This window comes from Alkaliphilus metalliredigens QYMF, assembly GCF_000016985.1.
Classification (GTDB): Bacteria; Bacillota; Clostridia; order Peptostreptococcales; family Natronincolaceae; genus Alkaliphilus_A; species Alkaliphilus_A metalliredigens.
The window spans coordinates 267,226-293,312 of record NC_009633.1; the positions used below are offsets into that span (position 1 = coordinate 267,226).

General features: G+C 36.6%; 26 protein-coding genes. 20 read left to right on the forward strand and 6 right to left on the reverse strand.

The annotated features are described in order from the left end of the window. Positions 1 to 55: 55 nt before the first annotated feature. The 11 genes from AMET_RS01195 (at position 56) to AMET_RS01245 (ending at position 11,581) form a co-directional block, all read left to right on the forward strand. Positions 56 to 1,189 (forward strand): iron-containing alcohol dehydrogenase, encoded by a 1,134-nt coding sequence (locus tag AMET_RS01195; protein ID WP_242661367.1) that lies wholly within the window; start codon positions 56 to 58, stop codon positions 1,187 to 1,189. Between the two features lie 11 nt (positions 1,190 to 1,200). Beyond that, positions 1,201 to 2,241: a 4-hydroxythreonine-4-phosphate dehydrogenase PdxA gene (gene pdxA / locus AMET_RS01200; RefSeq protein ID WP_011971372.1), complete on the forward strand. Its 1,041-nt coding sequence runs from the start codon at positions 1,201 to 1,203 to the stop codon at positions 2,239 to 2,241. 31 nt (positions 2,242 to 2,272) lie between these two features. Beyond that, positions 2,273 to 3,160 carry a 4-hydroxy-tetrahydrodipicolinate synthase gene (gene dapA, locus AMET_RS01205; protein ID WP_011971373.1) on the forward strand — a complete coding sequence of 296 codons (888 nt, stop codon included), beginning with the start codon at positions 2,273 to 2,275 and terminating at the stop codon, positions 3,158 to 3,160. Positions 3,161 to 3,338: 178 nt separating this feature from the next. Next, positions 3,339 to 4,424 (forward strand): TAXI family TRAP transporter solute-binding subunit, encoded by a 1,086-nt coding sequence (locus AMET_RS01210; RefSeq protein ID WP_011971374.1) that lies wholly within the window; start codon positions 3,339 to 3,341, stop codon positions 4,422 to 4,424. 126 nt (positions 4,425 to 4,550) lie between these two features. After that, the gene (locus AMET_RS01215; protein ID WP_011971375.1) at positions 4,551 to 6,491 is read left to right on the forward strand and encodes a TRAP transporter permease; all 1,941 of its coding nucleotides are present in this window, start codon (positions 4,551 to 4,553) and stop codon (positions 6,489 to 6,491) included. Positions 6,492 to 6,811: 320 nt separating this feature from the next. Next, a complete protein-coding gene (locus AMET_RS01220; protein ID WP_011971376.1) occupies positions 6,812 to 7,663 on the forward strand; it encodes a plasmid pRiA4b ORF-3 family protein in 852 nt (283 codons plus the stop codon). Between the two features lie 10 nt (positions 7,664 to 7,673). Further along, positions 7,674 to 8,027 (forward strand): hypothetical protein, encoded by a 354-nt coding sequence (locus AMET_RS01225; protein WP_041720204.1) that lies wholly within the window; start codon positions 7,674 to 7,676, stop codon positions 8,025 to 8,027. A 173-nt stretch (positions 8,028 to 8,200) separates the two neighbouring features. After that, complete coding sequence (locus AMET_RS01230) at positions 8,201 to 9,121, forward strand: ABC transporter ATP-binding protein (protein WP_011971377.1); 921 nt, start codon at positions 8,201 to 8,203, stop codon at positions 9,119 to 9,121. A 1-nt stretch (position 9,122) separates the two neighbouring features. Beyond that, positions 9,123 to 9,959 (forward strand): ABC transporter permease, encoded by an 837-nt coding sequence (locus AMET_RS01235; protein WP_011971378.1) that lies wholly within the window; start codon positions 9,123 to 9,125, stop codon positions 9,957 to 9,959. A gap of 561 nt (positions 9,960 to 10,520) precedes the next feature. Then, entirely contained in the window at positions 10,521 to 11,225 is a 705-nt protein-coding gene (locus AMET_RS01240) for an AAA family ATPase (RefSeq protein ID WP_011971379.1), read from the forward strand. A 32-nt stretch (positions 11,226 to 11,257) separates the two neighbouring features. Continuing rightward, positions 11,258 to 11,581 carry a hypothetical protein gene (locus AMET_RS01245; protein ID WP_011971380.1) on the forward strand — a complete coding sequence of 108 codons (324 nt, stop codon included), beginning with the start codon at positions 11,258 to 11,260 and terminating at the stop codon, positions 11,579 to 11,581. 202 nt (positions 11,582 to 11,783) lie between these two features. On the opposite strand, the gene AMET_RS01250 is transcribed toward AMET_RS01245, so the two are convergent. Genes AMET_RS01250 through AMET_RS01260 form a run of 3 tightly spaced genes read right to left on the reverse strand, consistent with a single transcriptional unit; the run spans position 11,784 to position 15,321 of the window. After that, entirely contained in the window at positions 11,784 to 13,232 is a 1,449-nt protein-coding gene (locus tag AMET_RS01250) for a zinc ribbon domain-containing protein (protein ID WP_011971381.1), read from the reverse strand. A 37-nt stretch (positions 13,233 to 13,269) separates the two neighbouring features. Further along, positions 13,270 to 14,814 carry a zinc ribbon domain-containing protein gene (locus AMET_RS01255; RefSeq protein ID WP_011971382.1) on the reverse strand — a complete coding sequence of 515 codons (1,545 nt, stop codon included), beginning with the start codon at positions 14,812 to 14,814 and terminating at the stop codon, positions 13,270 to 13,272. 18 nt (positions 14,815 to 14,832) lie between these two features. Continuing rightward, positions 14,833 to 15,321 (reverse strand): zinc ribbon domain-containing protein, encoded by a 489-nt coding sequence (locus tag AMET_RS01260; protein WP_011971383.1) that lies wholly within the window; start codon positions 15,319 to 15,321, stop codon positions 14,833 to 14,835. A 411-nt stretch (positions 15,322 to 15,732) separates the two neighbouring features. On the opposite strand from AMET_RS01260, the gene AMET_RS01265 reads away from it, so the two are divergent. The 5 genes from AMET_RS01265 to AMET_RS01285 all read left to right on the forward strand — a co-directional run bounded on the left by AMET_RS01265 (position 15,733) and on the right by AMET_RS01285 (position 18,788). Next, on the forward strand, positions 15,733 to 15,924 hold the full coding sequence (locus tag AMET_RS01265) for a type II toxin-antitoxin system RelE/ParE family toxin (protein ID WP_011971384.1): 192 nt from the start codon (positions 15,733 to 15,735) through the stop codon (positions 15,922 to 15,924). Between the two features lie 90 nt (positions 15,925 to 16,014). After that, the gene (locus AMET_RS01270) at positions 16,015 to 16,503 is read left to right on the forward strand and encodes a plasmid pRiA4b ORF-3 family protein (RefSeq protein WP_011971385.1); all 489 of its coding nucleotides are present in this window, start codon (positions 16,015 to 16,017) and stop codon (positions 16,501 to 16,503) included. Next, a complete protein-coding gene (locus AMET_RS25455) occupies positions 16,457 to 16,765 on the forward strand; it encodes a metallophosphoesterase (RefSeq protein WP_157047124.1) in 309 nt (102 codons plus the stop codon). Before AMET_RS01270 ends, AMET_RS25455 begins: the two co-directional genes overlap by 47 nt. Positions 16,766 to 16,958: 193 nt before the next feature. Next, the gene (locus AMET_RS01280) at positions 16,959 to 17,237 is read left to right on the forward strand and encodes a hypothetical protein (RefSeq protein WP_011971387.1); all 279 of its coding nucleotides are present in this window, start codon (positions 16,959 to 16,961) and stop codon (positions 17,235 to 17,237) included. Between the two features lie 306 nt (positions 17,238 to 17,543). After that, the gene (locus tag AMET_RS01285) at positions 17,544 to 18,788 is read left to right on the forward strand and encodes an IS701 family transposase (RefSeq protein ID WP_242661369.1); all 1,245 of its coding nucleotides are present in this window, start codon (positions 17,544 to 17,546) and stop codon (positions 18,786 to 18,788) included. Positions 18,789 to 19,002: 214 nt separating this feature from the next. Here the strand turns inward: AMET_RS01285 and AMET_RS01290 are convergent, their stop codons facing one another. From AMET_RS01290 to AMET_RS01300, 3 genes are all read right to left on the reverse strand, one after another. Further along, on the reverse strand, positions 19,003 to 19,461 hold the full coding sequence (locus tag AMET_RS01290; RefSeq protein ID WP_011971389.1) for a chemotaxis protein CheX: 459 nt from the start codon (positions 19,459 to 19,461) through the stop codon (positions 19,003 to 19,005). After that, positions 19,452 to 20,318: a response regulator gene (locus tag AMET_RS01295; protein WP_011971390.1), complete on the reverse strand. Its 867-nt coding sequence runs from the start codon at positions 20,316 to 20,318 to the stop codon at positions 19,452 to 19,454. The genes AMET_RS01290 and AMET_RS01295 overlap by 10 nt, the downstream gene beginning before the upstream one ends. A gap of 234 nt (positions 20,319 to 20,552) precedes the next feature. After that, complete coding sequence (locus AMET_RS01300; RefSeq protein WP_011971391.1) at positions 20,553 to 22,616, reverse strand: methyl-accepting chemotaxis protein; 2,064 nt, start codon at positions 22,614 to 22,616, stop codon at positions 20,553 to 20,555. 553 nt (positions 22,617 to 23,169) lie between these two features. On the opposite strand from AMET_RS01300, the gene eutS reads away from it, so the two are divergent. The 4 genes from eutS to AMET_RS01320 all read left to right on the forward strand — a co-directional run bounded on the left by eutS (position 23,170) and on the right by AMET_RS01320 (position 26,066). After that, the gene (eutS, locus tag AMET_RS01305) at positions 23,170 to 23,520 is read left to right on the forward strand and encodes an ethanolamine utilization microcompartment protein EutS (RefSeq protein WP_011971392.1); all 351 of its coding nucleotides are present in this window, start codon (positions 23,170 to 23,172) and stop codon (positions 23,518 to 23,520) included. An 11-nt stretch (positions 23,521 to 23,531) separates the two neighbouring features. Further along, on the forward strand, positions 23,532 to 23,960 hold the full coding sequence (locus AMET_RS01310) for a EutP/PduV family microcompartment system protein (RefSeq protein ID WP_011971393.1): 429 nt from the start codon (positions 23,532 to 23,534) through the stop codon (positions 23,958 to 23,960). Between the two features lie 104 nt (positions 23,961 to 24,064). Further along, positions 24,065 to 24,634, forward strand: a complete 570-nt coding sequence (locus AMET_RS01315; protein WP_011971394.1) for an ANTAR domain-containing response regulator — start codon at positions 24,065 to 24,067, stop codon at positions 24,632 to 24,634. Between the two features lie 22 nt (positions 24,635 to 24,656). After that, a complete protein-coding gene (locus AMET_RS01320; protein ID WP_011971395.1) occupies positions 24,657 to 26,066 on the forward strand; it encodes a sensor histidine kinase in 1,410 nt (469 codons plus the stop codon). The last annotated feature ends 21 nt before the right edge of the window (positions 26,067 to 26,087 follow it).

Here is a 26,087-nt window from a genome sequence, read left to right on the forward strand (position 1 = left end):
TGAAAATATAAAGGATTGAGGTGTTAATATGATGATGGAACAGTACCAATTGGTGATGCCAAAGTTCGTATACTCTGGCACAAATAGTCTAGAAAAAATTGCGGACATTATTACACGTGAAAAAGCAAAGAAAGTCATGGTGTTCACAGGTAAAGAAATACTTAAAATTGGTATTTGTGATAAAGTCTTTGAAGTTATTCGTGAGTGTGGTGCTGACTATGATGTAATAAGTGATATTCGCCCGGAGCCTGGAACGGTTGATGTAGAGAAGGTGCTTAAACAGCTGAACCAATCAGATGGAGAACTGGTGGTAGCAGTTGGCGGTGGTAGTGTCATGGATATGGCAAAGCTATGTGCTGCCATGAAGGGAGCATCTTATACGATACACCAATTGTTAGAGGATAACAGTATTATGGAGAATGGGTTACCTACTGTAATGGTTCCTACAACCTGCGGTACAGGAAGTGAGTCTACATTTAACTCAATTGTAGCCGTAGAATCGAAACAGCTAAAGGTTGGTATCGTTAACACAAATATGATGGCAGACTATGTTATTTTAGATAGTTCAATGATCGCAGGTCTACCCAAACACATTGTAGCTTCAACTGGTGTGGATGCACTAGCACATGCTGTGGAATGCTTTACATCCAATAGGGCAAATCCTTTTAGTGATCTGGTTGCAAAGGAAGCTTCAAAGCTTATTTTTGAAAACATTGTCAAGTCATATCATGAACCAGGCAATATGGAAGCAAAGACAAATATGTTGAGGGCAGCTTTTTTAGCCGGTGTGGCCATTGCATCTTCAGGAACAACTGCAGTGCACGCCCTATCCTATCCTTTAGGAGGGAAATATCATATCCCCCATGGTATATCCAATGCAATACTGCTGGCACCTGTAATGCGTTATAATATGGCAGCCTGTGAAGAGAGACTGGCAATCCTTGCAGATACAGTTAGTCCTGGGGGGATCGCTAGATCAAATAAAGAGAAGGCAGAAGAGATCGTTAAAAGGATAGAAGAGATCGTGAGGGATACCCATATTCCATCAAGTTTAAGTGAGTACAATGTTGGAAAAGAGGATTTAGATCAACTGGTGGCGTCTGCCTTTGAAGTAAAGAGATTGTTGAATAATAATAGAAAAGAGCTTACTAAAGAGGATATTAAGAATATTTATTTAGAAATATTATAGGAGATGAAGTTATGAATAAACTACCAATTTTAGGGATTACTATGGGAGATCCCTGTGGGATAGGCCCAGAAATAACCGCCAAGGCCCTTGTGCATAAAAATGTTTATGAAGTCTGTCGCCCTATAGTTGTGGGAAGTGCTAAGGTACTAGAGGCAGCTATAGCCATCTGTAATAAGGATCTAAAGGTAAATGTTGTTTCAAATGTGAAGGAAGCCAAATTTGCATTTGGAACCATAGATGTATTCGATCAAGATCATGTAGATGTATGGTCCCTTGTTAGAGGACAGGTGAGTAAAATAGGGGGGCAAGGAGCATATGAAGCAATAGAAAAGGTAATTGATCTTGCCATGAAGGGTGAAATAGATGGAACGATTACTGGCCCTCTAAATAAAGAAGCATTAAATATAGCTGGATACCATTATGGTGGACATACGGAAATCTATGCAAAGCTTACAGGTACAAAGGACTATTCAATGATGCTTGCAGATGGTAATCTTAGAGTTGTGCATGTCAGTACTCATGTGTCTCTAAGGGAGGCATGCGATCGTTGCACAAAGGAAAGAGTTGGTAGTGTGATTAAGCTGGCTGAAGAGGCTTGTAAAAGTCTAGGTATTAATCGTCCTAGAATCGCTGTAGCAGGGTTAAATCCACATTCTGGTGAAAATGGATTGTTTGGCAGGGAAGAAATTGATGAGATCATACCTGCTATTGAAAAGGCTAAGTCAGAGGGACTCGATGTAGAAGGACCCGAGCCGCCGGATACGCTCTTTTCTAAAGCCCTAGGGGGGCAATATGATATTGTAGTTGCAATGTATCATGATCAAGGGCATATTCCAGTGAAGGTTGTAGGTTTTCAATATAACCATGAATTAAAGCGGTGGAACACAGTAAGCGGTGTCAACATCACCCTGGGTTTACCCATTATTAGGAGCTCGGTAGATCATGGTACAGCCTTTGGTCAAGCTGGAAAAGGTACAGCAAACGAAGAAAGTCTTGTTAATGCAATAGATTATGGAGCTCGATTAGCGGTAACAAGATTGGAAAATAAATAATTAGAAAGTTTAAACTAAGGGGGGAGTTTAATTGGTAAATATTCATGGTATCGTACCCGCAATGGTTACTCCGATGAATGAAGATGAAACGATAAATGAAAAAGAGCTAAGGGCTCAGGTGAATAGACAAATAGAGGCAGGGGTACATGGGTTATTCTGCTTGGGTACCAATGGTGAGTTCTATATTTTAAACCAAGAGGAAAAACTTAAAGTAATGGAAATTGTAATCCATGAAAACGCTGGAAGATTGCCAGTGTTTGTAGGGACAGGAGCCATCGGAACAAAGGAAACCGTTCAATTATCTCAAAAAGCCCAAGAACTGGGAGCTGACGTTTTATCTGTTATCACACCGTACTTTGCTGCTGCTTCGCAAAATGAAATATATGAGCATTTTAAGACAGTTGCTAACTCGGTGGATATTCCAATTCTTCCCTATAATATCCCTATGAGAACTGGGGCGAATATTAACGTGGATACTTTAAAAAGGCTGAGTCAAATACCTAATATCACAGGTGTGAAAGATAGCAGTGGAAACTTTGATAACATTCTCCAATATATTGAGTCAACGGATGATAGCTTTGCTGTACTATCGGGAAATGATTCTTTAGTACTTTGGACGCTTCAAGCCGGTGGTAAGGGTGCAATATGTGGTATTGCTAATTTATTTCCCCATACCATGGCATCGATTTATGAACTATGGAAGGCTGGAGAATTCGCAGAAGCGAAGAAGGTACAGGATTCGATTAGGGAGATTAGAAACTGCTTTAAATTAGGGAATCCCAATACGATCGTTAAAATTGCTACAAATCTGTTAGGTCACCCAGTAGGACCCTGTCGCAAACCATTTTATACCAACTCTGAATCCATCAGGGAAGAAATTCAGAGGGTACTTCATACTTATTATAAGGATTTTAAATAAGGAAGTTGATTTGAAATGGTGATAGATCCCAGCATAAATTGGTTCATAACGTAAGTGTGTTTTTATTACAAACGTATTCATAAAGAATATCTTGAACAGGTATGAAATTATTCAGTTGTAATCATACAATTATTACAATTGAAAATTATAATAAAAAATGGTGAGGGGATGATGATTTATGAAAAAGAGAGGATTTTTATTAGCAATTGCTTTTATGTTGGCTATTGGTTTATTGACGGGATGTGCAGGTACTGAGCCTGAAGCACCTACTGATAGTACACCGGACGAAGCTGTAGAAGAGAATGATGAAAGCCAAGCTGCTGGACTTACAGATCCTGTGAGACTTGTTTTTTCTACTCAAGATTTAGGAACTTCATTCAACTCAATGACAAACGCATTCAACACGGTGTTTATGCCTGAGTTACCAAGGGGTTCTTCAATAGACGTAGAAACGACTTCCCCAGGTGGTATCGCAGCATCCTACATCATTTCTGCTGAAGTTGCAGATCTAACAATTGGTAACACTGCTCCAGCGAACTGGGCAACTTCAGAAGGTATAGATGATAGAGGCGTTGCAGAAGGAGTGGCTTCACTTGGTGGTGGATTTGATGAGCCTGTACTGGTTGTAATATTTACTGAAGCCTTCCAAAAAAGAACAGGATTTACAACCCTTGAGGAAGTCATTGAAGCACAACATCCTGTAAGGGTAGCCACAAAGGCAACAGGTTCCTTTGGGGAAATGTCAGCCAATAAAGTATTATCGCTATTTGATGTAACATATGATGACATCAAGTCTTGGGGTGGAGACTTCACTTTAACTTCTTCAAGTAATGTGGTGGATATGTTAAGGGATAACAGAGCTGATATGACAATCGATCATACAAATATTAACCAGCCAAACTATGTAGAGCTTTCTATGACTACGCCACTATACTATGTACAGCTTCAAGATGAAACTCTAGATCGTTTACATGAAATGGGTTATGCTTATCAAGATATTGCAGAGGGAAGCTTTAATAATTATGTAAAAGAAGACATTAAAACTGTTGGATCACCAACTGCTTTACTTGTAAGAGAAGATATGGATGAAGAGGTTGCTTATACACTTACAGAGGCTATGGCAGAAGGTAAGTCAAAGCTTGTAACTTCCTTTGCTGCTTTCGAAGCATTTGATCCAACAAAAGCTTGGGAGCCAGCTAATGCTGGAGCGCCATTGCATCCAGGTGCTGAAAGATATTACAGAGAAATGGGCTATATGAAATAAAATTTGACCCCTTAATAATTTATATACAATGCATTAATTGGATTTTGTGATGAAATACAGTCACAAAATCCAATTAATCATTATCAATAGCGAGGCAGTGCTTCGTTAGAGGTTAGGAGGCAATTTATGGATAAACAGATTGCTAGCAATAGCTTGATGGAGAAATTAATAGCTATAGGCTGGCGAAAAATCGCAATCGTAATGGTTACAGTAACTTTTTTTGCCTTTCAGATGTACTTGGCTTTCATTAGGCCATTACAGCCATTGATGCAAAATCCGCTTCACTTTATATTGGCTTTGGCTATCGCCATTCTTTACTACCCTGTAGTCAAAAAAACAAAGGATGATGAATTGCCTAAATGGAAAAAAATGCTACCTATTATAGACATGATTATTTTAGCTTCACTAATATTTATGGCGTATTATTACATGACAAATGAGTATAGAATCGTACACAGAATTCAAAATATTGATCCATTAATTACGATGGACTATGTGATAATGTTTATGACTGTAGGGATTCTACTGGAATGTGTGCGTCGGATTCTTGGTGCTAACCTCCTAATATTTATATTTTTGTTTATTGGATATGCATGGTTAGGACCATATATGCCTACGGTTATATCTCACAGTGGATTTACCCTTAGAAGATTTACGGAATTAATGGTAATGGGAACGGGTGGGGTATATGGAGCTCCCTTAAATGCATCAGCAGGATTTTTATACTATTTCATTATATTTGGTGCGCTGTTTGCTGACTGTGGAAGCGAATCTGTACTGATGGATATAGGCATGAAGGCTGGTAGTAAGGGGTCTGGAGGACCTGCAAAGGCAGCGATTTTATCCAGTGGATTATTAGGTATGATCAATGGTAGCGCTGTAGCAAATGTATCGACCACTGGTGTCATGACAATACCAATGATGAAGAGAATAGGATACAAGTCACATGAAGCAGGCGCAATTGAGGCTGTAGCTTCTACGGGAGGGCAAATCATGCCACCTATAATGGGGGTTGGAGCTTTTATAATGGCTGAAATGATCGGGGTGCCCTATGGTCAAATAGCTCTAGCTGCAACCATACCCGCATTAGCTTATTTTGGTTCTTTATTTATTCTCGTTGACCTATTAGCTAGAAAAAGACAGATATCAGGAGAACATGTGGCTGAAGAAATTAAAACAGAACCTATTCTAAAAAGACTATATCTTTTGATTCCTATTTTACTTGTTGTAATATTTATAGTTAGAGGCGCATCTCTGATGCGTTCTGCGTTGATAGGTACAGCTGCCATTATAGTCATTAACATTTTAAGAGGGAAAAACGGACTAAGTGCTAAAGAGCTAATTAATAGCTTCTTTAAAGGAACAAAGCAGGTGGCAGAGATTGCTGTACCCACAGCTTCCAGTGGGATTATCATTGGAATTGTCGTGATGTCAGGTTTAGCCAATAAGTTAGCAGCAATCATTTCTTCAGTAGGTGGAAATAATATGGCGTTTGCTCTTGTTATTACAACACTAGGATGTATGGTTCTAGGTATGGCCCTACCTACAGTTGCTGCATATCTGGCGGCGTATATACTATTTATGCCGTCCTTAATTAACTTAGGAATTCCTTCGTTACCAGCAAATATGTTTATTTTCTATTTTGGTATCATTGCACAAATAACGCCTCCAGTATGCCTGGCATCATTTGCAGCTGCAGGTATTGCTGAGGCAAGTGCCTGGAAAACCGGGTGGACTGCATTTCGATATGCGTTAGTTGCTTTTCTGGTCCCCTTTGTATTTGTATATAAACCAGAAATCCTTCTTATGGGAACTGTCATGGATACAATCCTTGCAACAATTGTATTATTCATAGGCACCTTTTTCCTGGCTTCTGCTATAGCTGGACATCTCTTTATTCCACTTAACACAAAACTAAAGAGGTACTCACTGCTTATTTGTGCCATTATGGTAATATTGCCGGAGCCGCTAACTTCAATGATCGGAATCGTAGCTGGTATAGCTATTGCGACTGTGTACTTTAAGAGTAGCAAAAAAATAACGGAAGTAACGGTGTCAGGCACTTAACTTATTAACTTATTTCAAATTAAAACACCTTTTGGTAAAATGAAACCAGGAGGTGTTTTTTATTGGGAAGAAAATCAAGGGTAGGGTCACAGTCCCTCATGCTTCATGACAGTGCATCAGTTTCTCTGTCCCTGTTAAAGGTCTGGAGACAATGAGATGGTTCTCTAAATAAGTGATTCCTTAAATGAAGGACTTATGTCACTAGAATACTATAGAAAAAACATATAAAAACTGATAATATTAAAGTATCGACTAGATAGGGAGACGAAGGGGTCTGCTTTTTTGTATATAAAAAGATATGATTCAAGGGGGAGAATTGTTTGGCTAGGGTTGCAAGGGAAAGGAGCAGTACAGGAATATATCATGTAATGTTTCGAGGAATTAATAGGCAGACTATTTTTGAAGATGAGGAAGATCTAAATGGAGGCGATATCAAAGTGAAATCATACATTATAAGAATCGAACTGGAGAAATCAAATCCATTAATTTGGAGAAGGGTCATCATGCCAGCAGGGGCGACATTCAATAGACTTCATGATGTCATACAAAACGTGACCAATTTTCAGAGCGGGTATCCAAGTTCAGGGTATCATTTATTTGAATTTGACCTAACCGAAGAGAATATGCTCGTCACCAACGATGAACAAGCATATCTTGAACATCAGCATTATAAGAAGAATAAAGCCATGTATGAAGAGCGATTAAAGACAATACCCCCAGAAATGATAGTATTTGAGAAGAACTACCAGGAAAGATTAAAAATTGAAGTTCGTAAGCCTACTGGATTAAAGATAGATGATTCTCTAGAAAAATACAAGGAAATCAGATATAATTATGACTTCGGAGATGACTGGCATTTTACAGTAAAGCTTGAAGAGATCGTTGATGATTATTACTTTGGTTTTCCAACACTACTTGATGGAGTAGAGACAGCTCCACCTGAGGATGTGGGTGGGATCCATGGGTTTTATGAGTTTCTAAAAGCTTATCGTGATCCAAAGCATCCTGAATATGAGGATATAAAGACGTGGGCTGAATCTTTATATTTCAGAGAGTATGATCCTGACTGGATAAACGAAAGACTCAAGGGGATTAACTATAAGAAAACCGAGTGGGACAACATTAACCATGAGCGGTACAATATAATAGAAGATAAGTATCGGAAGAAGTGAACCATGCCTTATGGCAGTAATAAAAAATACAAGAAGCGCTGCTCATGAAGAAGAGATTCATGCGGCTCTTCCGCATCATAGAACGGATGCTATTTTACGTAGAGAAAACTTAGATCGTTATGATGATCGAGATGACATTCGAGTAAATCTTATACGAAGCTATGAAAGATTAATGCAGTTTATAGCAAAGCATCTCAATGATAAATTCTATCTTGAAGGTGATCAGCGGGTGAGTTTAAGGGATAAGATTTTTAGAGAAGCGATTTCTAATCTATTAATCCATAGAGAATTTTCAAATCCATTCCCTGCGAAATTGGTAATCGAAACGAATCGGGCAGAACGACCAACGCTGCCAGGCACTTAACTTATCCAGGCACTTAACTTATTAAGAGTAGAACACTTTATTAGTCACATTTCGGAGATAATGAAGTGTTCTTTTTATTGTGCAATATCCTCAGATAATTGAAAAATCTCACTATGTAGGATATAATTAATCCACAAAATATATTGATGAAAGTAAGAGGAGTAGAGGAATAGATGAATCCAATAATCGAGGTTAAAAATTTTACTAAAAAATACGGGGACTTTATCGCTGTAAATGACATTTCTTTTGATGTGGAGGAGGGGACTATCTTTGCTTTTCTAGGACCAAATGGTGCTGGAAAGAGTACAACGATAAATACATTATGTACAATATTTGAAAAGACATCAGGAAGCCTTGTAATTGATGGAAAAGATGTGACTACACAAAAAAGTGAAGTCAGATCTACGATTGGTGTTGTGTTCCAAGATTCAACCTTAGATTCAAAAATGACAATTGATGAAAACCTTAAAATGCACTGTGTTTTTTATAATGTCCCTAAAAAAGAAGTTGAAGAACGTATACAGTTTGTCTTGAACTTAGTTGATTTATTAGGCGAAAGAAATAAATTAGTTGGGGCGCTATCAGGTGGCATGAAACGCCGTGTAGAAATTGCCCGTGGACTCATACACTTTCCAAAGGTTTTATTTCTTGATGAACCGACAACAGGGCTGGATCCACAAACTCGGTCTCATATTTGGGAATATATCATGAAACTTCAAAAGGAAAGAAATATTACAATCTTTCTCACGACACATTATATGGAAGAAGCGGAAATATGCAATAAGATTGCGATAATCGATGGTGGAATCATCGTCGCTCATGATACGCCATATGCTCTTAAAAAAGAGTTCACAAAAGATAAGGCTTATATCACAACAGAGAAAGGACCAGAGCTTGAGCAGTTGTTAGCACAATATGAATTACAATATGTAAAAAAGGAAGGTTATTATAAGGTTGATGCTGAAAAAACTGACCTCTTATTACAGGTTCTAAGTCTGCAAAAAGAAGATATCACTGATATAGAAATAAAAAAGGGTACCTTCAATGATGTTTTCTTAGAAATAACTGGGAAAAAGATTAGGGAGGATGCATAATATGAACACAGTATTTGCATTATGGAAAAGAGGGCTGAAAGCCTTTATAAGAAATAGAACAGGATTGATTTTTTCACTTATCTTTCCATTTTTCTTTGTTTATGTGTTTGGTGCAATTTTCAAAAATGAATTTATACAGAATCCCATTGCATATATGCTCTCTGGGGTTATCATCGCTACCGTTTTTGAAAGTGCACTTAATCTAGCCTCCACCACGGTTGATGATATGGTCAGTGGATTTATGAAAGAAGTTTTGGTTTCTCCTGCTAAAAGAATATCCGTTGCAATTGGACAACTATTATCAGCTGCCACTGTGTCTACGATTCAAGGGATTTTAATTTTAGTGATTGGTTTATTTGTAGGGATTAGGTTTACCACATGGACTACACCTCTATTCGTTCTTTTAGCCATGATTTGTGTAGGACTTGTGTTTTCGGGTGTTGGGCTATTTCTAGCAACGATTGTACGCAGTGGTCAAACTTTTCAAATTATTAAAACGGCAGTCACAATGCCCTTAACGTTTTTATCCGGGGCATATATTCCGATAGCGATGTTACCTACTTCACTTCAATATGTTGCTCGTATTAATCCAATGACCTACGCAACAGCTTTTTTTCGTACGATTGTTTTGGAAAAAACAAATTTATCAACAGCAGAACTTGTGAAAGAGGGATTAGCCATTGATATAAATGGTTTTATTGTGACACCGATTATGTCCTTTGCTATTCTTGTAGCTGTAGGCTTAATTTTTTTAGTATTATCAACAAATTCATTCATTAGAACAGATTTTTCTCGTCTTAACAGAAGTGCCACTGATGCTAACGAGATATGGGGTTAGGGTTAGCACTTGAGAGTGTCTGGTACTTAACTTATATGAGGTAAAATAAAAAAGCCCCGTTTAAGGGGCCTAAACTACTCAAGTAAAAAATCTAAGATGTTTTGAACTTTAATACCGGAATAGTCGTTGAAAATAGTTTGATCCATGGTAAGAATATATTTTGGATAATTATCGGATATGGATTGTAGAGGGCGTAATTCACGCTCTCTAGTCATTTCATCTAGAATTGTAGCAGAAACTTGATAGTATATTTTTTCAAGAACCCACAAGAACCCACGGTGCCAGGCACTTAACTTGTTATACCAGTGATGGAAAATAGAACAGCTTAAGAGTGGAGGTTTTAATAATGTTAATTGATTATAGATTTGCGAATTTCAGGTCGTTTAAAGAAATGGCCAGTCTATCTATGACAGCAGGCAGACAAACTACACTGAATGATAATTTGATCAGGGAGTATGATTTAAGAATTGTTCCTTCAGCTGTTATATACGGAGCTAATATGAGACAGAGTTATTCTTATCAAGAGCATTTAAAAGTACAATCAGTAATGAACTGGCTGATATGGTACTGGATTTCTTTAAAGAAGAACTCATTGTGGTCAGTGATTTTACACTAAAGAAAACCAATTTGACTTTTTCTCTGGAAGACAGCCCAAAGAAAGACTTTCTTGCATGGAACAAGATACTGGATGGATTCGTTAAAAATGCTGATTTGGGCCCTCAAGGGATAGCATTTAAATCGAACAAATCGGAAAATAAAGAGTCCTCAAACATGGAACTCGTATCCATCTACAAATACAATGATGAGAACATTGTTATTCCTGCAGAGCTGATGGAATCAAGAGGAACACTTAAGCTGGTTGATTTTGCTATTCCATTTGAGAAACTCTTTAAATTAGGTGGCGTTTTTGTTCTAGATGAGTTTGATGCAGCTATTCATCCTGAACTCATCAAAGGGATATTAGCTCTTTTTAATGACAGTGATCGCAATAAGGCTGGTGCACAATTAATCTTTACGACGCATAATCCGATTTACTTGAATAACAAGATATTCAGAAGAGATCAGATCCGGTTCGTTGAGAAGGATACAGATTTATATGAGAGTGTTATTTATTCCTTAGCAGATTTTGGTTCAGAAGAAGTGAGGAATGATCATAATTTCTTGATCAATTATTTTAAAGGGAATTATGGAGCGCTTCCCTTCATTGACTTTTCTAAGCTGTTGAATTCAAACAGTGGTGAGGAGGACGAAGATGGAAACCTATAGAAGAAAGTACTTATGTATTTGTGATTGGGGGAATGGTATCCTTTAGTCTACTGGGGATGCCTACGTTACTAGAGGGAGGCAGTTTATCCCCTGGTCAAACCCTTTTAGCTGGGTTTATTGCCAGTAGTACCATGATGATTCCAAGGGTTTCTGGAAGTGCTGTATTGATTATCCTAGCCAAGGTTCTAAAGACGCTTTTTTCAAAGTATCAGTCTCAAATTTTATTCTTTTTTTCAGGACTGATTTTAGGGTCCGCTAGAATGCTCTTTCTCAGTGAATTCGGGGTGTTATCCTTAATCACCTTTATGGCAGGAGTAGGGGTGGTTTATAAGTGGGGGCGTTTAAAATACAAATAGTGAGTGAACCATCGGTGCCTAACAATTTGCTAATACATTAGATAGACATGTTCTTTTATGAGGGACATTGTACTATATATTTTAAAATATGTTAATAAGTATATACTGAATGATGAAAATATATGACATGATCTACCTAGCTATACGGATGAAGAAATAGAAGAGACGACCTCTAATAGAACCGTCTCTTTTTTCTTTAACTCTAGAATTCAAATGACTTTATAGTATGGGTATTAATACTCCATAAGCCGTGACTATCTTTGTATTGCCATTCCCCAGCATCTTTATCATAAACTAATATATGTTGACTATCATAATCGGGGTTTGTAATAGCATGTTCCCCATTTTCATCAAAATAAGAGTAATCAGTATACTGAAGATATTGTCTTGCGCTTATATGGGCCTTATATTGCCCATCTTCTTGAAACAGAGAAACACTACTTAAATCATATAAAATCTCTTTTAATTCCATATGATAATCATGACCATATTCGGTATAATGGTCTATATCACTTTCTATAGTAGCGACATTATTTGGCGTGGTATTTTTTAAAAGAGAAGCATCCAATTCCATTAAAGCAGCGATGGAGGTTAGATAATAACTATTCATTGCTTCCATAAGCTGTTCATTTAGCTCATCATTAACAGCAGGAATAGCAAGATGTGCGCTAGACTGCCCAGTTAACTTCACCTCATCACTTTCTATAGTTCCCCAAGGAAATTCCTTCACTCCATGAAGTACTACAGAGCCATCTGTGGATACCGGACCAAACTCACTAATATCACTTACTGTTAAACCTGTATCTATACCATTGGCAAAAACCCTCGTATCATTATAGTTAGAGGTAGGATTTACATGGGATCCATATAAATGTAGATTTACACTAACATGGTTATGATAGATATCAAAAATGATTAGTTCCTCTTCTACTTCTAAATCTACGAACTCTCCCTCCAGAACAGCCTTAAGGGTATAAACTCCCGGCATAAAGGGACCATATTCTCTGGCAAAATCCATTCTATGGGTGATATCTATTTCTTCACCATTAATGTATAGCTTGGTATCAGGATAATTGGTATATAGGGTAATATAATAAGCCATAGGCTCTACCACATATCGATCAAAGAAAAGCATGTTTTTTCCCTGCTTTCTAAGGGTCAATATGTGTTCATTATCCTTAGCATCCCCAAAGACCTCTTTGGTACTATCATGTCCACCTTCTAATGCTTCAGTTTGTTGATTTAAGGAGTTGGTTAACTCTCCTAAAAAGGACGGGTTGTTATTAATATGGGCTAAAAATGCCTCAATGCTTCCTTCATCAACCTTTAATCTAGGATCACTAGATACAATATACTTACTAAGCTGATCCATATCATTATCAATTAGGGCCTGCTGAAAACTATCTACAAAACGCTCTGGTGTAGCTATGGAGTTGCCTATTCGAATGCCAATAAAAGCAAAGATGAAAACAGCTAGCACGGATATAATGATTACCTTATGCTTTTTACTTAGATTCTCTAAAAAATTTACATTGGTTATCCCTTTAGTAGTAGCGGGCTTAGTAGGATCGCTAAGCACCACAGTACCACATTTAGGGCAGTCTTTATTTTCATCTGTTAATTTTTCGCCACATTCTTTACAAAACTTCATGGGATGTTCCTCCTTAAGGATATAAACTTTTTTCTAACTAATTACTTCGGTTACTAAAAATCATGGTTGATAGATAAGCAATAGCAAAGGAAAGAATAAAACTGCTAAACAGCACAGCAATACTGTTAAATCCTATGCTGGCGCTCATACGTCCTATGAAGTCAAGGCTAAATAATTGGCCAGAACCGCTGATTTTAAAATTAGTGATAAAAACCAAAAAGCTACTAAATATACTAAATACTCCACTAAAAACTAAAATTTCATGGATAAGGTTTCCAGAGGATGAAGTCTTGATTTGCTTGCCTGCCCAGAGAAATAGAGCAATAGGTATCAATAGAGCTAAATAGAAATAAACATCAAAGTTATCGATATAACTAAGTAGATGCCTTAACTCCTCAGTGCCGGAAAGAATAGAGGCACTATAGCTTTCAACATCATTAAATCTTTGAATGCTGAAGGTGAAGGAGGCTAGATTTAGCATATTCCATAGATATGCACCCATCTGCGGCACAATAATAAATAGTAGAAACATTTCTCCAAACAAGGCAGCTCCTGTACTATCCGATGAGAACCCTGCGTTATTCAATAAGAATAAAAATACGATAACAGTGCTGATAATAATACCCTTTAAGCCAGTGACTATACCTTGATAAATAGACTCACCATATAATCTAGCGGTTACCATAGCACTAATAGCTTTTAATGAACCTGCCTGTATTAGTAATCCAATAAAGCTAAATAATGCACCGAAGACAATACCGTTTAAGATACTGCTTAGGAAGGAATAGCTTAGAGTGAATCTAACAAAGGCATCGGGTTCGTAGAACAAAGGGATTTCGGTCGAAGTTCTAGATATAAGAGAAACCAGTAATAAAAAGCCTGCATATATACCACCGGTTGCTAAGGAAAGAAAAGCTCTCTCTTTTATAGAGGTATTAGGATTTTTTACACCTGTAATATAACCACCTATTACGAGGACTAAAAAGGGGAGAAGTAAAAAGCTATAAAATCCATAGCTTAAAGATAAGCTTCCAGAAAAGGCCTCACGACCATAGTTAGTCATTAAAGTAAGATTCGTACCTATTAAATTTACTAATAATATAATATCGATTCCACTAATTAATTGAAAATTATTGATTTGGTTACCTAAACCCAATTCATACAAAAGAGGCTCAGCATAAAGCATATTAATTTCTTCTGAGATAACAGATCCGATGATAAGAGCAATAATACAGAGAATACCTATAGTCACTAAAGATCCCGGCAGTGCATTTTTAAAGTGATTCATTTCTAGCTTATTAGTTATTGAAGCAATATTTTTTGTAGATATATTTTTAACAGTAGATGTTGCAGCAACTAATCCTTCTACATCAAAGGAAGTCTTTTTTACTTTAAGCAAAGAATTACCACAAGTACTACAATAAATAAGATGCTTCTCATTTTCTGCACCACAGGAATTACAAAACCTAGAGCTGGCGCTGGCATAGTGATAGCCTCCCTTTAAGTGCTGTAAAGCAAAACCATCATTTAAACAATATAAAGCTTCTTTTGGATTAGCATATCCGCATTTTTTACAATACAATGAATCTCCCTCCTTTCACTAAGCTGTTAATTTTGAACCGCAGCATCCACAGAAGTTACAACTGCTGATAATAACCTCTTGACAAACAGAACAATGAATCATTTCTATATCTTCTTTTGTCGCTTCCTCCTCTAGCTTTAGACCACACTCTCCACAGAATTTGTCGTTAGGTGTAATAAGAGCACCACATTCACAAAGATTTTCCTCTTCCTGATTAGCAGATAATTCATTAATTTTTTTAAAGGTGGTAAAAATAACTTGGTCAACTTCTGTAAGTGCATTAGAGATTTCAGTAAAACTAGAATCCTGAAGTTTACCCTCTCTTATCCAGAGATGAGTAAGCTGGCCTAAGTCTAAAAGTAGCTTCGACTTTTTCTCGGTAGTATCCTCCACCATTTTCTTTAGCTTATTGATTTCTTGAACAGTTTGAAGTCTTGTTTTACCCTGCTCAAGTCCTCCCTGAAGCTTTGAGAAACCATCACCTAGTTTTGATTGTAAATTAGACAAACAAATCACCCTTTCTTAAGTTAAAATATAAGTTTTCTATACATAAACGTTTGCCATTTAAAGATGTATACTTTTACAAAAGCATATATCTATAGATAGCTAAGAATATAGAAATAACAATATCATCATATTACAAAACTACTAAATTTAGTGTCATAATTTGTCGATAGAAAAAAATATGTCGGTAGGAACCCAGGGTGCCAGGTACTTATGTAACTGGCAAGTGTTTTTAGAGAAATTTTGGCAAATAGTTTTCCATAGTGTGTAGAAAGTGATATGAAACCCTAGGATCAGAACATTGTCGAACCAGCGGTGTCTGATACCAACTTGTGGAAGCGGAAAACCGAATTAAAACTGATGATGATTGGATGACAGAAGACCGGGTGAAAGAAAAGCTGGGGGTATGATTCAATGCATAAACTCAGACTAAACCCCATGGTAACTGAAGATTTAATCGAGATTAGAGATTATATAACGAAAGAACTGGAAAATCCTACGGCTGCAGTTAATGTGCAAACGGATTTTAGATATTTAGTATCAGGAAGTTATATTGTATTTTATCAAGCAGATAATGAATTTGTATCCATCTATAACTCTTCTTAGTAGAGCCAAACCAGGAGCTGTTGTTCATTTGAACAAACATCCAGTTAAAACCAGCGGTGATAACCGATAACCATAGGAGGTTACTCTAGAATGAAATCATACATTATTAGAATTGAACTAGAAGAATCGAATCCATTAATATGGCGAAGAGTTGTGATGCCAGCAGGGGCTACATTCAATAGGCTTCATGATATCATCCAGAACGTGACCAACTTTCAGAGTGGGTACCCAAGTTCAGGGTATCACTTATTTGAATTTGATTTGACTGATGAAAATAAGATCATCACCAATGATGAAGAAATTTACCTGGAGCATCAGCACTATAAGAAAAACAAGGCGATGTACGAAGAACGGTTACAACCAATGCCACCTGAAATGCTTCAGTTTGAGGAACCACATCAGGAAAGGCTGAAAAGAGAGGTGCGTAAACCCACAGGACTTAAAGTGGATGATTATCTTGAGAAGTATAAGGAAATCAGATATGCCTATGACTTTGGTGATGACTGGCATTTCATTGTAAAGCTTGAGAGTATTGTTGATGATTACTACTTCGGTTTTCCAAGAACCAACGGTGCCTGACACCAACTTATCCAAAACAACAAAAGATGACTTAATGATTGTGCTTGGCGATGCTGGAGTCAACTATTATGAAAATGAGCGGGATGCACTTTTAAAGGAAGATCTGGAAGTCTGGCCTATTACTTTCTTCTTTGTACGAGGCAACCATGAACGTGATCCTGCGAATATTTCAACGTATGTAGAACAACCATTTAATGAAGGAAAAGTTCTAATAGAGCCGGACTATCCAAGCCTCCTGTTTGCAAAAGACGGAGCGGTATGAAGGCAGAGGTGCCAGGCAGTGCACCCTTAACTTATTAACCCTCATGATTGGCGGTACAACTTATCTTGCTAATGAGCTTTAGTTAGAAAGTCCTTTTAAAGGAACAATTCCTTAAAGGGCTTTTATTATTTTAGAAAGTTAGTTTTAGTGATATAATGTATTCAATAAGAATACAATGCGGAGGTTGAGTGAGATGGATGATAAATTATTTCAATTAATGGAAAAGATGTATAGTGAAATGCAAGAAGGATTCAAAAAAGTTAATACTAAGTTAGATAGTGTTGAATCTAGGATGAGTAGTGTTGAATTTAGAATGGATAAAGTTGAAAAAACAGTATTAAATATGGAAGATAGCCATGGGAAAAAACTAGATGTATTATTTGATGGATATAAACAAAACTCTGAGAAATTAGATAGGATTGAAGAGGAAGTAAATAAGCATGAAGAAGTAATAATAAGAAAAATAAAATAATGTGCCTTGGTAAAACCAGAAAAACCAATCACTTAACTTATTCTAGCAGGAGAAAAAGGTCTAGAAATAAAGGATAGCAAAGAAATTCAAAAGCTTATAAACTTTTGACTTAAAGGTAGGTATATTTCTAAAAAAATATGCACTCAGGATACTAAAAACATAACACCACTTTACAAGTAATGTAGTGATTCAAAAATAATTCCATAAAATAACAAAATCAGACGCCTTAGTCCTAGGAATACTAATCTTAGCATAAATCAAAACCCCTAGGAGGCGCCTGATATGATTAGTATTTCCAGTAATTCAATGAAACAAACATTACACCAATATTTAATGCAGTATAGATCAGTTTTCAAGAAGCGGAGCTTTGATATTTTCTACTGGCTCATTATGGGAATCCTCTGCACAGAAGAAGTAAGATCTATACAAATAGAAGCCCTAACCACTATCACAGTTTCTATCGCTTTATCCTTGATACCAGAAAAATTAAGACAGAACACCTTATTTATAACAATTGATGATACTCTTCAAGCAAAATACGGTGCTAAATTTGATTGTTATGCTAAACATTTTGACCATACAAAAAAGAATGGAACCAAATATCTTAATGGTCATTGCTTTGTATCTGTGGTGTTGAATATTCCTTTATATTACCAAGATAAAGCGAAGTACTTAAGTATACCAATAGGCTATCGCCTATATTCAAAGGAGCAGAACAAACTTGAAATGGCATCACAAATAATTAAATGTATCATGCCTCAACTTGAAATGTTTCAAGTGATTTTATTGTGTGATAGCTGGTATAGTAAAGGATCTATCCTAGATACTGTAAAAGAATTTGATAATCTAAAAATCATAGGGGCAGTACGTCATGATACTGCCATATATGATCTTCCTCCAGCCCCTACTGGGAAAAGAGGGAGACCTAGGAAAAGAGGTAGACCTAAGAAAAGAGGTAGAAAACTAAATACTAGAGAATTTTCCTATACTAAGATAGGTAAATACTATGTTGCTGAGAAAAAAGTAATGGCTAATTTATTTGAAAAACCTATTTACGTTACAGTAACCACTACAGATATTAAACCGTTCTCATCCATAAGAGTTTTTATTAGCAGCATCAATCCTGATGAAATTAAAACTATAAATACCGCCCTAAATACCAAAGGAGCATTGAATGATCAAAATGAAGATGAATGCACCAGTAAAACACTGACCACTTATCGAATGAGATGGAACATCGAAGTGATGTTTTACCAGCATAAATTTTTTTGGTCCTTCGGTAACTATATGGTGAGAAACAAGGCCGCAATCGAAAGATATGTTAATCTATTGTTTGTAGCATATACTTTTGCGTGTTTGTTACCCTTCATGGACAAAAGATACGAAAAGTATCAATTCAAAAGTCCACAATTGATCAAAAGAACTGTAGGCGTTCAAATTACAAAAGAATTAATATTTGACAGTTTCGTACTGAGCTTCGAAAGTGCTAAAATTTATTCTACAATTAAAGAATCTGTTCAGGGCTTCCTCAATAAGGATTGGGTAGCTTAATCAAACTTGTAAACTGGTGTTAAAGAGAGCACCTCCTTAGAATGAATTTATGACTAAGGACGGTGCTCTCTTTGGTGCTCTAGATTTCGAAAAACTTTATGTCAATATGAAAAGGCAAACCTGAGCCTGAACAAATATGTTTATTTCTAGGATATAAAACAATATTTTAACTACGAAAGTTGAGTTTTAAATAATTCAAATAAGAAGTACTTAACTAATGTAGTGCGATATTAATATCCATTTGGATTTCTCCTGCGGACATTCTAACGCAGAGCACCTTTTCTGTAGAAGCCTTTACTTGAAAATCACTACCATGCATCAGTGTTGGTGTTGAAATATCTATATTGATTTCAGATTGAGAAAAAACAATACCACTATGGGCAGTCAACATATTTGCCAGTTCTGAAATCGCACTTTGAGCCATATCATCTAGTTCTGTTACCTCCACTCCCCCCATCATAGTAGAAACTATTTTTTTTGCTGAATCTTCATCAATTCCATAGATAACATTGCCTTTAATTGCTCCCATAATACCCACAATGACCATGATACCTGAACCATTTAAATTAGATGTTTTTACAGATGCTCCTATTTTTTTAGGATCCTCAAAACCGATTTGAGACATGATATTAATAAATGACTGAACAAAAGGATTGATGTATTTTACTTCCATATTAACCCCTCACTTCTCTTAAAACCTATATTTAGCCACACTTCTCCGAAGTCTGTAGTCACCCATAGTGATTTTGAATGAATATTAGGGGTGGATGAATGTAAATCCTCACCATAAAAAATGATCGGAGGGGCCACTCTTAACCCAAAGAGTCCTTTTGTTTTATTGATATTCGAGCAGACATTTCCACAAATAATATTAGCAAATTCAGAAATGGTATTGAGCACTTCTTCTTTATCCTTTGTTTGTCGTCGTAACATTTCTGCAGCGATTTTGTCAGCAGTATCATAGGACATATCTACGATCATTCTTCCAGAATAAACACCTATTACTCCTACTAAAGTGGTCACTCCCTTTGAATGATACTGATTTAATTCTTCTTCTTCTCTAAAAGCAGTAGGAATTTTTTTCGTTAATCTTGTTATGCCATTGTTGAATGCATCTTTAAATGCTTCTGTAGAAATGGATTTCAAAAATTCATAATTTTCCTCGGCTTCCATAATCCCTTTAACTACTGAAATTAAATCTTCTTCTTCAAAAGGTTTTTGTATGAATCCAGAAATTTTCATTTTTTCTGCCTTGGTGAGTAGTTCTTCATCCTGCATAGAGCTAATCATGATAATTTTTAAATCTTGATTTTTCTCAAATAATGCCTTAACGCACTCAAACCCATCTGCTCCTGGCATAGCGATATCCATTGTGACTATATCTGGATTTGTTTTATCATAGACTTCTAATGCTTCTTCCTTTGAACCAGCTTGTCCCACAATTTCAAAACCTGATTGCTGTAAAATATCAGATATAATATTTCTTAAAAATGATGAATCATCAACAATCATTACTTTGTTTTTTTTCATATTATCTACCTACCTTCTTTGTTTTATTGTCAATCCATAGAGCATCATAAAGTGCACCATTACTGTTATTATAAGTTATTATTATATGATTGGGGACTTTATTTATAAAATTGTCTAAAAGTTTCATATAAACAGATGAATTGCTCTCTATTCTTATTGAAGCTTGCCCTGTATCCAAGTCTAGCAATGCCTCTGGGATGTTAGATTTCGGAGGTTTATTTTGAGGTTTCCTTTCTAGATTTTGAAAAACTTGATATTTTCTCTCATTTCATTTGTCATTCCACTAAGATCTGTGGAGGAAGCAGATACTTCCTGTGCGGAGGCTGTCATTTCTTCTGCTGAAGCTGCTATCTCTTCTGCTGAAGCGGCAACATTTTCAGAAATCCCACCTGTTGCCTCTATTTCTCCAAGTACTAAATTCTTATCCTGATTAATTCTTTCGGAGATTTCTTTGGTTAATGCTACTTTGGGGGTGATATTTTCTACTAATTGGATAATGTTTTTAAAGGAATTGATTGTTGTGTCTATGTGGTTTCTCTGAGAGGATACTTCTATGTTAACCTCTTCGGTAGAAGCAACCATTTTTTCTGTATCTATAGCAATATCACTGATTATTTTGTCTATCTCTTCCGATGATTGTGTACTCTGTTCCGCCAGTTTTCTAATCTCATCAGCAACAACAGCAAACCCTCTTCCAGCTTCACCTGCTCTAGCAGCTTCTATGGCTGCATTTAAAGATAATAAGTTTGTTTGGTTGGAGATGGAATTGATGAGTGATGTGACTTCATTGACTTGGTTTATATTAGATTGTACCGATCTTACGCAATTGATAAGATCTTTGAATGTTGAATCAAGCTTTTCAAAAGATGCTGTCATTTTATTCATTTCTTCGTTACTAGTATTGGCCATATTTTTTATGTCTTCAGCAGAATGCTCTACATCATCTATGGATTGACTCATGAAATCTACATCATTTCCAAATCTATTGATAACATTGCCGACATCTTTGAGCTTTTGAAATTGATTTGAAGCTCCTTCTGCCACATCTTCTATTGCTAGAGAAACACCTTCGGAAGTGGTGCTCATTTCCTCAGAAAAAGCCGATAGATTTTGAGCATGCTCATCTATGTTGGTGGCATTTAGCTTAAAACTCTCTACCACTTCTTTTAATTTGTTTTGCATTTCATTTAACGATCTTCCGATATCACCTAATTCATCTTTTCTAGTTAATTCTTTTTCATGAAAAACATTTTTTAAATTTCCATTAGAGACATTTTGAGCAACATCACTATATCTCTTAGTTACTTTACGTATATTATTGGCAAAGATTGCGATTAAAATGATCACAAGGATGATAGATACAATGCTTGTCATAACAAAAATAAGTAATAAACTATTTAAATCTTCAAATAAAGTAGATTCGTTTACTTGTATACCTATTTTCCAACCTGTTTCTGGGATCGTTTCATAATAAAAGAGGTGGTTGTCGGAATTTTCTATGTACTGACCTTTGCCGTATTGGTTTACAAACATACCTTCAGATGCTTCTACTAAAGATGGATTGTCATGATTCTTCAAACTATCTGTTATGAGCTGATGTTCTTGGACACCGCCTAAGTAAATACCACTTTCTTCTATCAGTATTGCACTGCCGTCATAATCGATATCTAAGGTGGATATCGTGTTTTGAATGCTAGATATGTCTATATCTGCAGTAACCACACCTAAAAGGTTATGGGAGGGATCATAGATAGGATAGGATATGGTAACCATAGCAACTTCTGTTGCTGGGTCGAAATAAGATTCTGTCCAGCCGCCGTCTCGATTTGTTTTCCCTACTTCATACCATTCCGTTGTCCAAATGTTAAGGTCACCAGATGTATAACTGTCATCTGCCACGATGTGAGGGCCATCTCTGTAGCCATAGGGAGCATACTGTTCAAGGTCCTGAAATGCATAGGGTTCGAACCAGATCCCCATACCAAAAGTTTCATCATACATAGAGATATAATTGATCAGAAGGTCATCATAATCCGCCATTGTCATATTATCAAAATTGGACTCTATGGTTTTGGCCATGCTCTTTGTGATTGCCTTTTGTGTGAACAATGTGTTTTCAATTGACCGGACTGTTTCTGTTAGCTTGGTTTCCATTATGTTATCTAGTTGAGTGACGATGATGTTCTTAGAAAATATGTATCCGATAGAAGAGATACTGACAAGAATCACTAAAACAACTGGTATCACATAGGAAATAATAGATATGGCAATGCTTTTCTTTTTCATTTTTGTAGACATATACTTTCCCCCCTTGAAAATATTGTGTGTTTTATTTACCAAAAACCTTTTTTAAAATACCCTATTGACGCTGGGAGCATCATAGAAATCTGAATAGCCAAATAATAGTAGGCGGTTCTATTGACACTTGTACTGACAGTAGAGAGCCACATAAATAGGGATGTTACATTACTATAAAGAGTAAGGATAAAACACTCCAGCAATGTAACACAGAGCACCAAGGATGTCAACAGAAAGGGGTAAGAGACTACTGGAGCTTATATGAGGGTGGTTGCCAATGAACATATATTATGATATGTTTATCACAATATATATGTTGTTGAAAAGAAACCCGCTATAGATTGAAGAGATAGATAAAAAATGAAGAGGAAATTTTCTAAAATAAACTTGTCCTATTAATGAGACTATGGTATGATTTAAATAATTAATAATTTCAAACAATTGCACAATGGCGTGCAATGATTAAAAAGCGATGAAGCTTGCAGGAAGGAAAATATTTTTTCCTTGCAAGCTTTTTTATGTTTTTGAATCAAGATTGTAAAGGAGTGATTGAATGGCCACAGAAGAAAAACAAAGGATGGTTCAAGAGTATGTACCAGGAAAACAAGTTACATTAGCTCATTTAATTGCGCATCCTCAACACAGCATTTATAAAAAACTTGGACTAATAGAAGATGAATACAATGCCATCGGAATTTTGACCATAACTCCTGGTGAAGCTGCCATTATTGCTGCTGATGTGGCGACTAAGTCCGCCAGCGTTGAAATCGGTTTCTTAGACCGTTTTAGTGGTTCTTTGGTCATCACAGGAGATGTTGCTAGTGTAGAATCGGCTTTGCTTGGGGTGATAGAGAGTTTGACCAACACACTGCAATTTACTCCGGCAGAATTAACTCGATCCTAGGAGGAAGCTGGATGAAGAAAGTTATTTTAGTAGGTAGAACGGGTAGTGGAAAAACCTCCCTCAGCCAGAGACTCAACCAACAAGAACTGATTTATAAGAAGACCCAAGCAATGGAATTTTCTGACAGGGTATTAGATACGCCTGGAGAATATATTGAAAACAGAAGGTTTTACTATGCAATTATCAGTGCTTCCGCTGATTGTGATGTCATAGGCATCCTACAAGCCATTGATGAACCCAATTGCATTTTTCCCCCTGGTTTTGGAAACTTTTTTAACAAACCTGTTATAGGCATTATCACTAAAATAGATCTAGAGCATGATAGTGGCAATGTGGAAAGCGACTTATATGCTGCAGGAGCTCAGCAAATTTTTAGAATAAGTGCTGTTACTGGAGAAGGGTTAGAGGAGCTTAGAGTTTATATGGAAGAAGTAGACTGAAGTAACAGGAAAATACCCTATTCAGCTTAAATTAACTGTATAATGGTAATAGATGAGTGAAATAATCAATGGAGATTATGTGAGTATCAAAGGAGGAAGGCGCTATGAAAGGTCGAGTGGTAATAGCCGATGACGAACCTATTACTAGAATGGACATAGTAGAAATGCTACTTGAGGAAGGATATGACATTGTAGGCGAAGCTTCGGATGGATTTGATGCAATTGAGTTGTGCAAAAAACATAAACCAGATTTGGTATTAATGGATGTTAAGATGCCTCTACTAAATGGATTGAAGGCCGCTGAGGTGATTAACCAAGATGAACTAGCAGCATGTGTTGTATTGGTAACGGCCTATAGCGGAAGAGAATTTGTAGAAGAGGCTAAAAAAGCAGGTGCCATGGGTTATGTTGTGAAACCAATTAATGAGAAGAACCTACTCCCGACCTTGGAGGTTGCGGTATCTAAAAGCAAAGAATTTAATGAGATGAAAAGCCAAGTCAAAAAAGCACAGGTTCAATTAGAGGATAGAAAGCAAATTGAGAGGGCCAAGGGAATTCTGATGAAAAAAGAAATGCTTTCAGAAGAAGAAGCCTACAACCAGATAAGAAAACTGAGTATGTCCAAAAGATGTTCTATGGGTGAAATAGCAAAAATCATTACGATGAATCAATAAGAAGGTACTAAGGGGTGAATGGATGTTACAGGAGCTTTGTAAGACCTATACGCAATTATCCGACTCAGATATTCTTATTTTAGAAAATGCAAAGCAGATGTTGCCACTTATTTCTAGTGCCATTAGAGCTGATGTGTTTATCGATTGTCTAACGAATATACCCAATACAGCTATTGTTGTGGCAGAAGCTAAGCAAAGTCAAAAAGAATCCATGTACCAGCATTCAGTAGTTGGCAAATTTGCTCTGGGAGAGAACGAACCCGCTGCATTGCGCACGTTAGAGACTGGTCTTGCTTCTCGGGATTTAAAGGCGTTGACCCAGGAAAACAAAACGGTTAGACAAAGTGTAGAGCCTATAAGAAATAAAGAAGACCAGATGATAGGCGTTTTGATTATAGAGCAGGATATTACAAAGGACATTAAGAGGGACAAAGAGATGGAAAACTTATTGCAAACAGCGGAAAAACTAACGGAAACAGTGAGTACCCTGAAGGGTGCTGAAAGCACAATTATTCATCATGTTAATGAAGCGATTATTATGTTCAATCGTAATGGCATTGCGACGTATTGTAATCCGGAGGCTCATCAGCTTTATAAGAAGCTGGGATATCAAGATGAAATTGTTGGATTATCCTTTAACAACTTAACTTTGGGTGGGATGACTTTCTCTGGCGTCATTCATAAAGACTTGGTTAATGTAGTGGAAGTCAAAGTAGGAAAACTGTCACTACGAGTGAAATATGTAGCCATGGAAGATGAGAATGAAGTGATTGGATTCATTATGATCATCAATGATGTCACAGAGGTAAAGGAAAAAGAAATGGAATTGGTTTCGAAATCAGTTGTCATTAGTGAAATACATCATCGTGTTAAGAATAATCTACAGACCATTGCCAGTTTGTTGAGATTACAGTCACGGCGGATCCATGAGGTCAAAGCAAAGCAAGCCTTCAATGAAAGTATTAGTCGGATTTTAAGTATTGCCATCACCCATGAGTTGTTAGCCCAAAGGGGTGTAGATGATGTTGATTTACGAACCATACTAGAGAGAATAAAGGAAAGTACCATGGATTATGTCATATCTCCAGATAAAATGATCAGTATTTCCATAGAAGGAGATCATATCATTGTTAACTCAGATAAGGCGACATCCATTGCCCTAGTTGTGAATGAGCTTTTGCAAAATGCACTAGAACACGGATTCAAAGGAAGGCAAGAGGGAAAGATAAGAATTCATATTCGAAAAAGTGATATCTACACTGATGTGACTGTTGTGGATAGTGGCCTGGGGTTTGATGCGGAGAAGGTTAAAACAAAAAGTCTAGGATTAAGCATTGTCAAGAGTATTGTTAGAGAACGACTTTATGGTAATCTGCAAATGAATTCTTCTAATCAGGGAACGGAAATACGGTTTAATTTCAAAAATAAATAAAATCAAGCACAATGGTGTGTT

Excerpts from the sequence above, each read along its gene's own strand:
- AMET_RS01195 (WP_242661367.1), top strand. The coding sequence starts at position 56 with ATGCCAAAGTTCGTATACTCTGGCACAAATAGTCTAGAAAAAATTGCG.
- pdxA (WP_011971372.1), top strand. The coding sequence starts at position 1,201 with ATGAATAAACTACCAATTTTAGGGATTACTATGGGAGATCCCTGTGGG.
- AMET_RS01210 (WP_011971374.1), top strand. The coding sequence starts at position 3,339 with ATGAAAAAGAGAGGATTTTTATTAGCAATTGCTTTTATGTTGGCTATT.
- AMET_RS01215 (WP_011971375.1), top strand. The coding sequence starts at position 4,551 with ATGGATAAACAGATTGCTAGCAATAGCTTGATGGAGAAATTAATAGCT.
- AMET_RS01225 (WP_041720204.1), top strand. The coding sequence starts at position 7,674 with ATGGCAGTAATAAAAAATACAAGAAGCGCTGCTCATGAAGAAGAGATT.
- AMET_RS01230 (WP_011971377.1), top strand. The coding sequence starts at position 8,201 with ATGAATCCAATAATCGAGGTTAAAAATTTTACTAAAAAATACGGGGAC.
- AMET_RS01235 (WP_011971378.1), top strand. The coding sequence starts at position 9,123 with ATGAACACAGTATTTGCATTATGGAAAAGAGGGCTGAAAGCCTTTATA.
- AMET_RS01240 (WP_011971379.1), top strand. The coding sequence starts at position 10,521 with ATGGTACTGGATTTCTTTAAAGAAGAACTCATTGTGGTCAGTGATTTT.
- AMET_RS01245 (WP_011971380.1), top strand. The coding sequence starts at position 11,258 with ATGGTATCCTTTAGTCTACTGGGGATGCCTACGTTACTAGAGGGAGGC.
- AMET_RS01250 (WP_011971381.1), bottom strand. The coding sequence starts at position 13,232 with ATGAAGTTTTGTAAAGAATGTGGCGAAAAATTAACAGATGAAAATAAA.
- AMET_RS01265 (WP_011971384.1), top strand. The coding sequence starts at position 15,733 with ATGCATAAACTCAGACTAAACCCCATGGTAACTGAAGATTTAATCGAG.
- AMET_RS01270 (WP_011971385.1), top strand. The coding sequence starts at position 16,015 with ATGAAATCATACATTATTAGAATTGAACTAGAAGAATCGAATCCATTA.
- AMET_RS01280 (WP_011971387.1), top strand. The coding sequence starts at position 16,959 with ATGGATGATAAATTATTTCAATTAATGGAAAAGATGTATAGTGAAATG.
- AMET_RS01285 (WP_242661369.1), top strand. The coding sequence starts at position 17,544 with ATGAAACAAACATTACACCAATATTTAATGCAGTATAGATCAGTTTTC.
- AMET_RS01290 (WP_011971389.1), bottom strand. The coding sequence starts at position 19,461 with ATGGAAGTAAAATACATCAATCCTTTTGTTCAGTCATTTATTAATATC.
- AMET_RS01295 (WP_011971390.1), bottom strand. The coding sequence starts at position 20,318 with ATGAAAAAAAACAAAGTAATGATTGTTGATGATTCATCATTTTTAAGA.
- AMET_RS01300 (WP_011971391.1), bottom strand. The coding sequence starts at position 22,616 with ATGTCTACAAAAATGAAAAAGAAAAGCATTGCCATATCTATTATTTCC.
- eutS (WP_011971392.1), top strand. The coding sequence starts at position 23,170 with ATGGCCACAGAAGAAAAACAAAGGATGGTTCAAGAGTATGTACCAGGA.
- AMET_RS01310 (WP_011971393.1), top strand. The coding sequence starts at position 23,532 with ATGAAGAAAGTTATTTTAGTAGGTAGAACGGGTAGTGGAAAAACCTCC.
- AMET_RS01315 (WP_011971394.1), top strand. The coding sequence starts at position 24,065 with ATGAAAGGTCGAGTGGTAATAGCCGATGACGAACCTATTACTAGAATG.
- AMET_RS01320 (WP_011971395.1), top strand. The coding sequence starts at position 24,657 with ATGTTACAGGAGCTTTGTAAGACCTATACGCAATTATCCGACTCAGAT.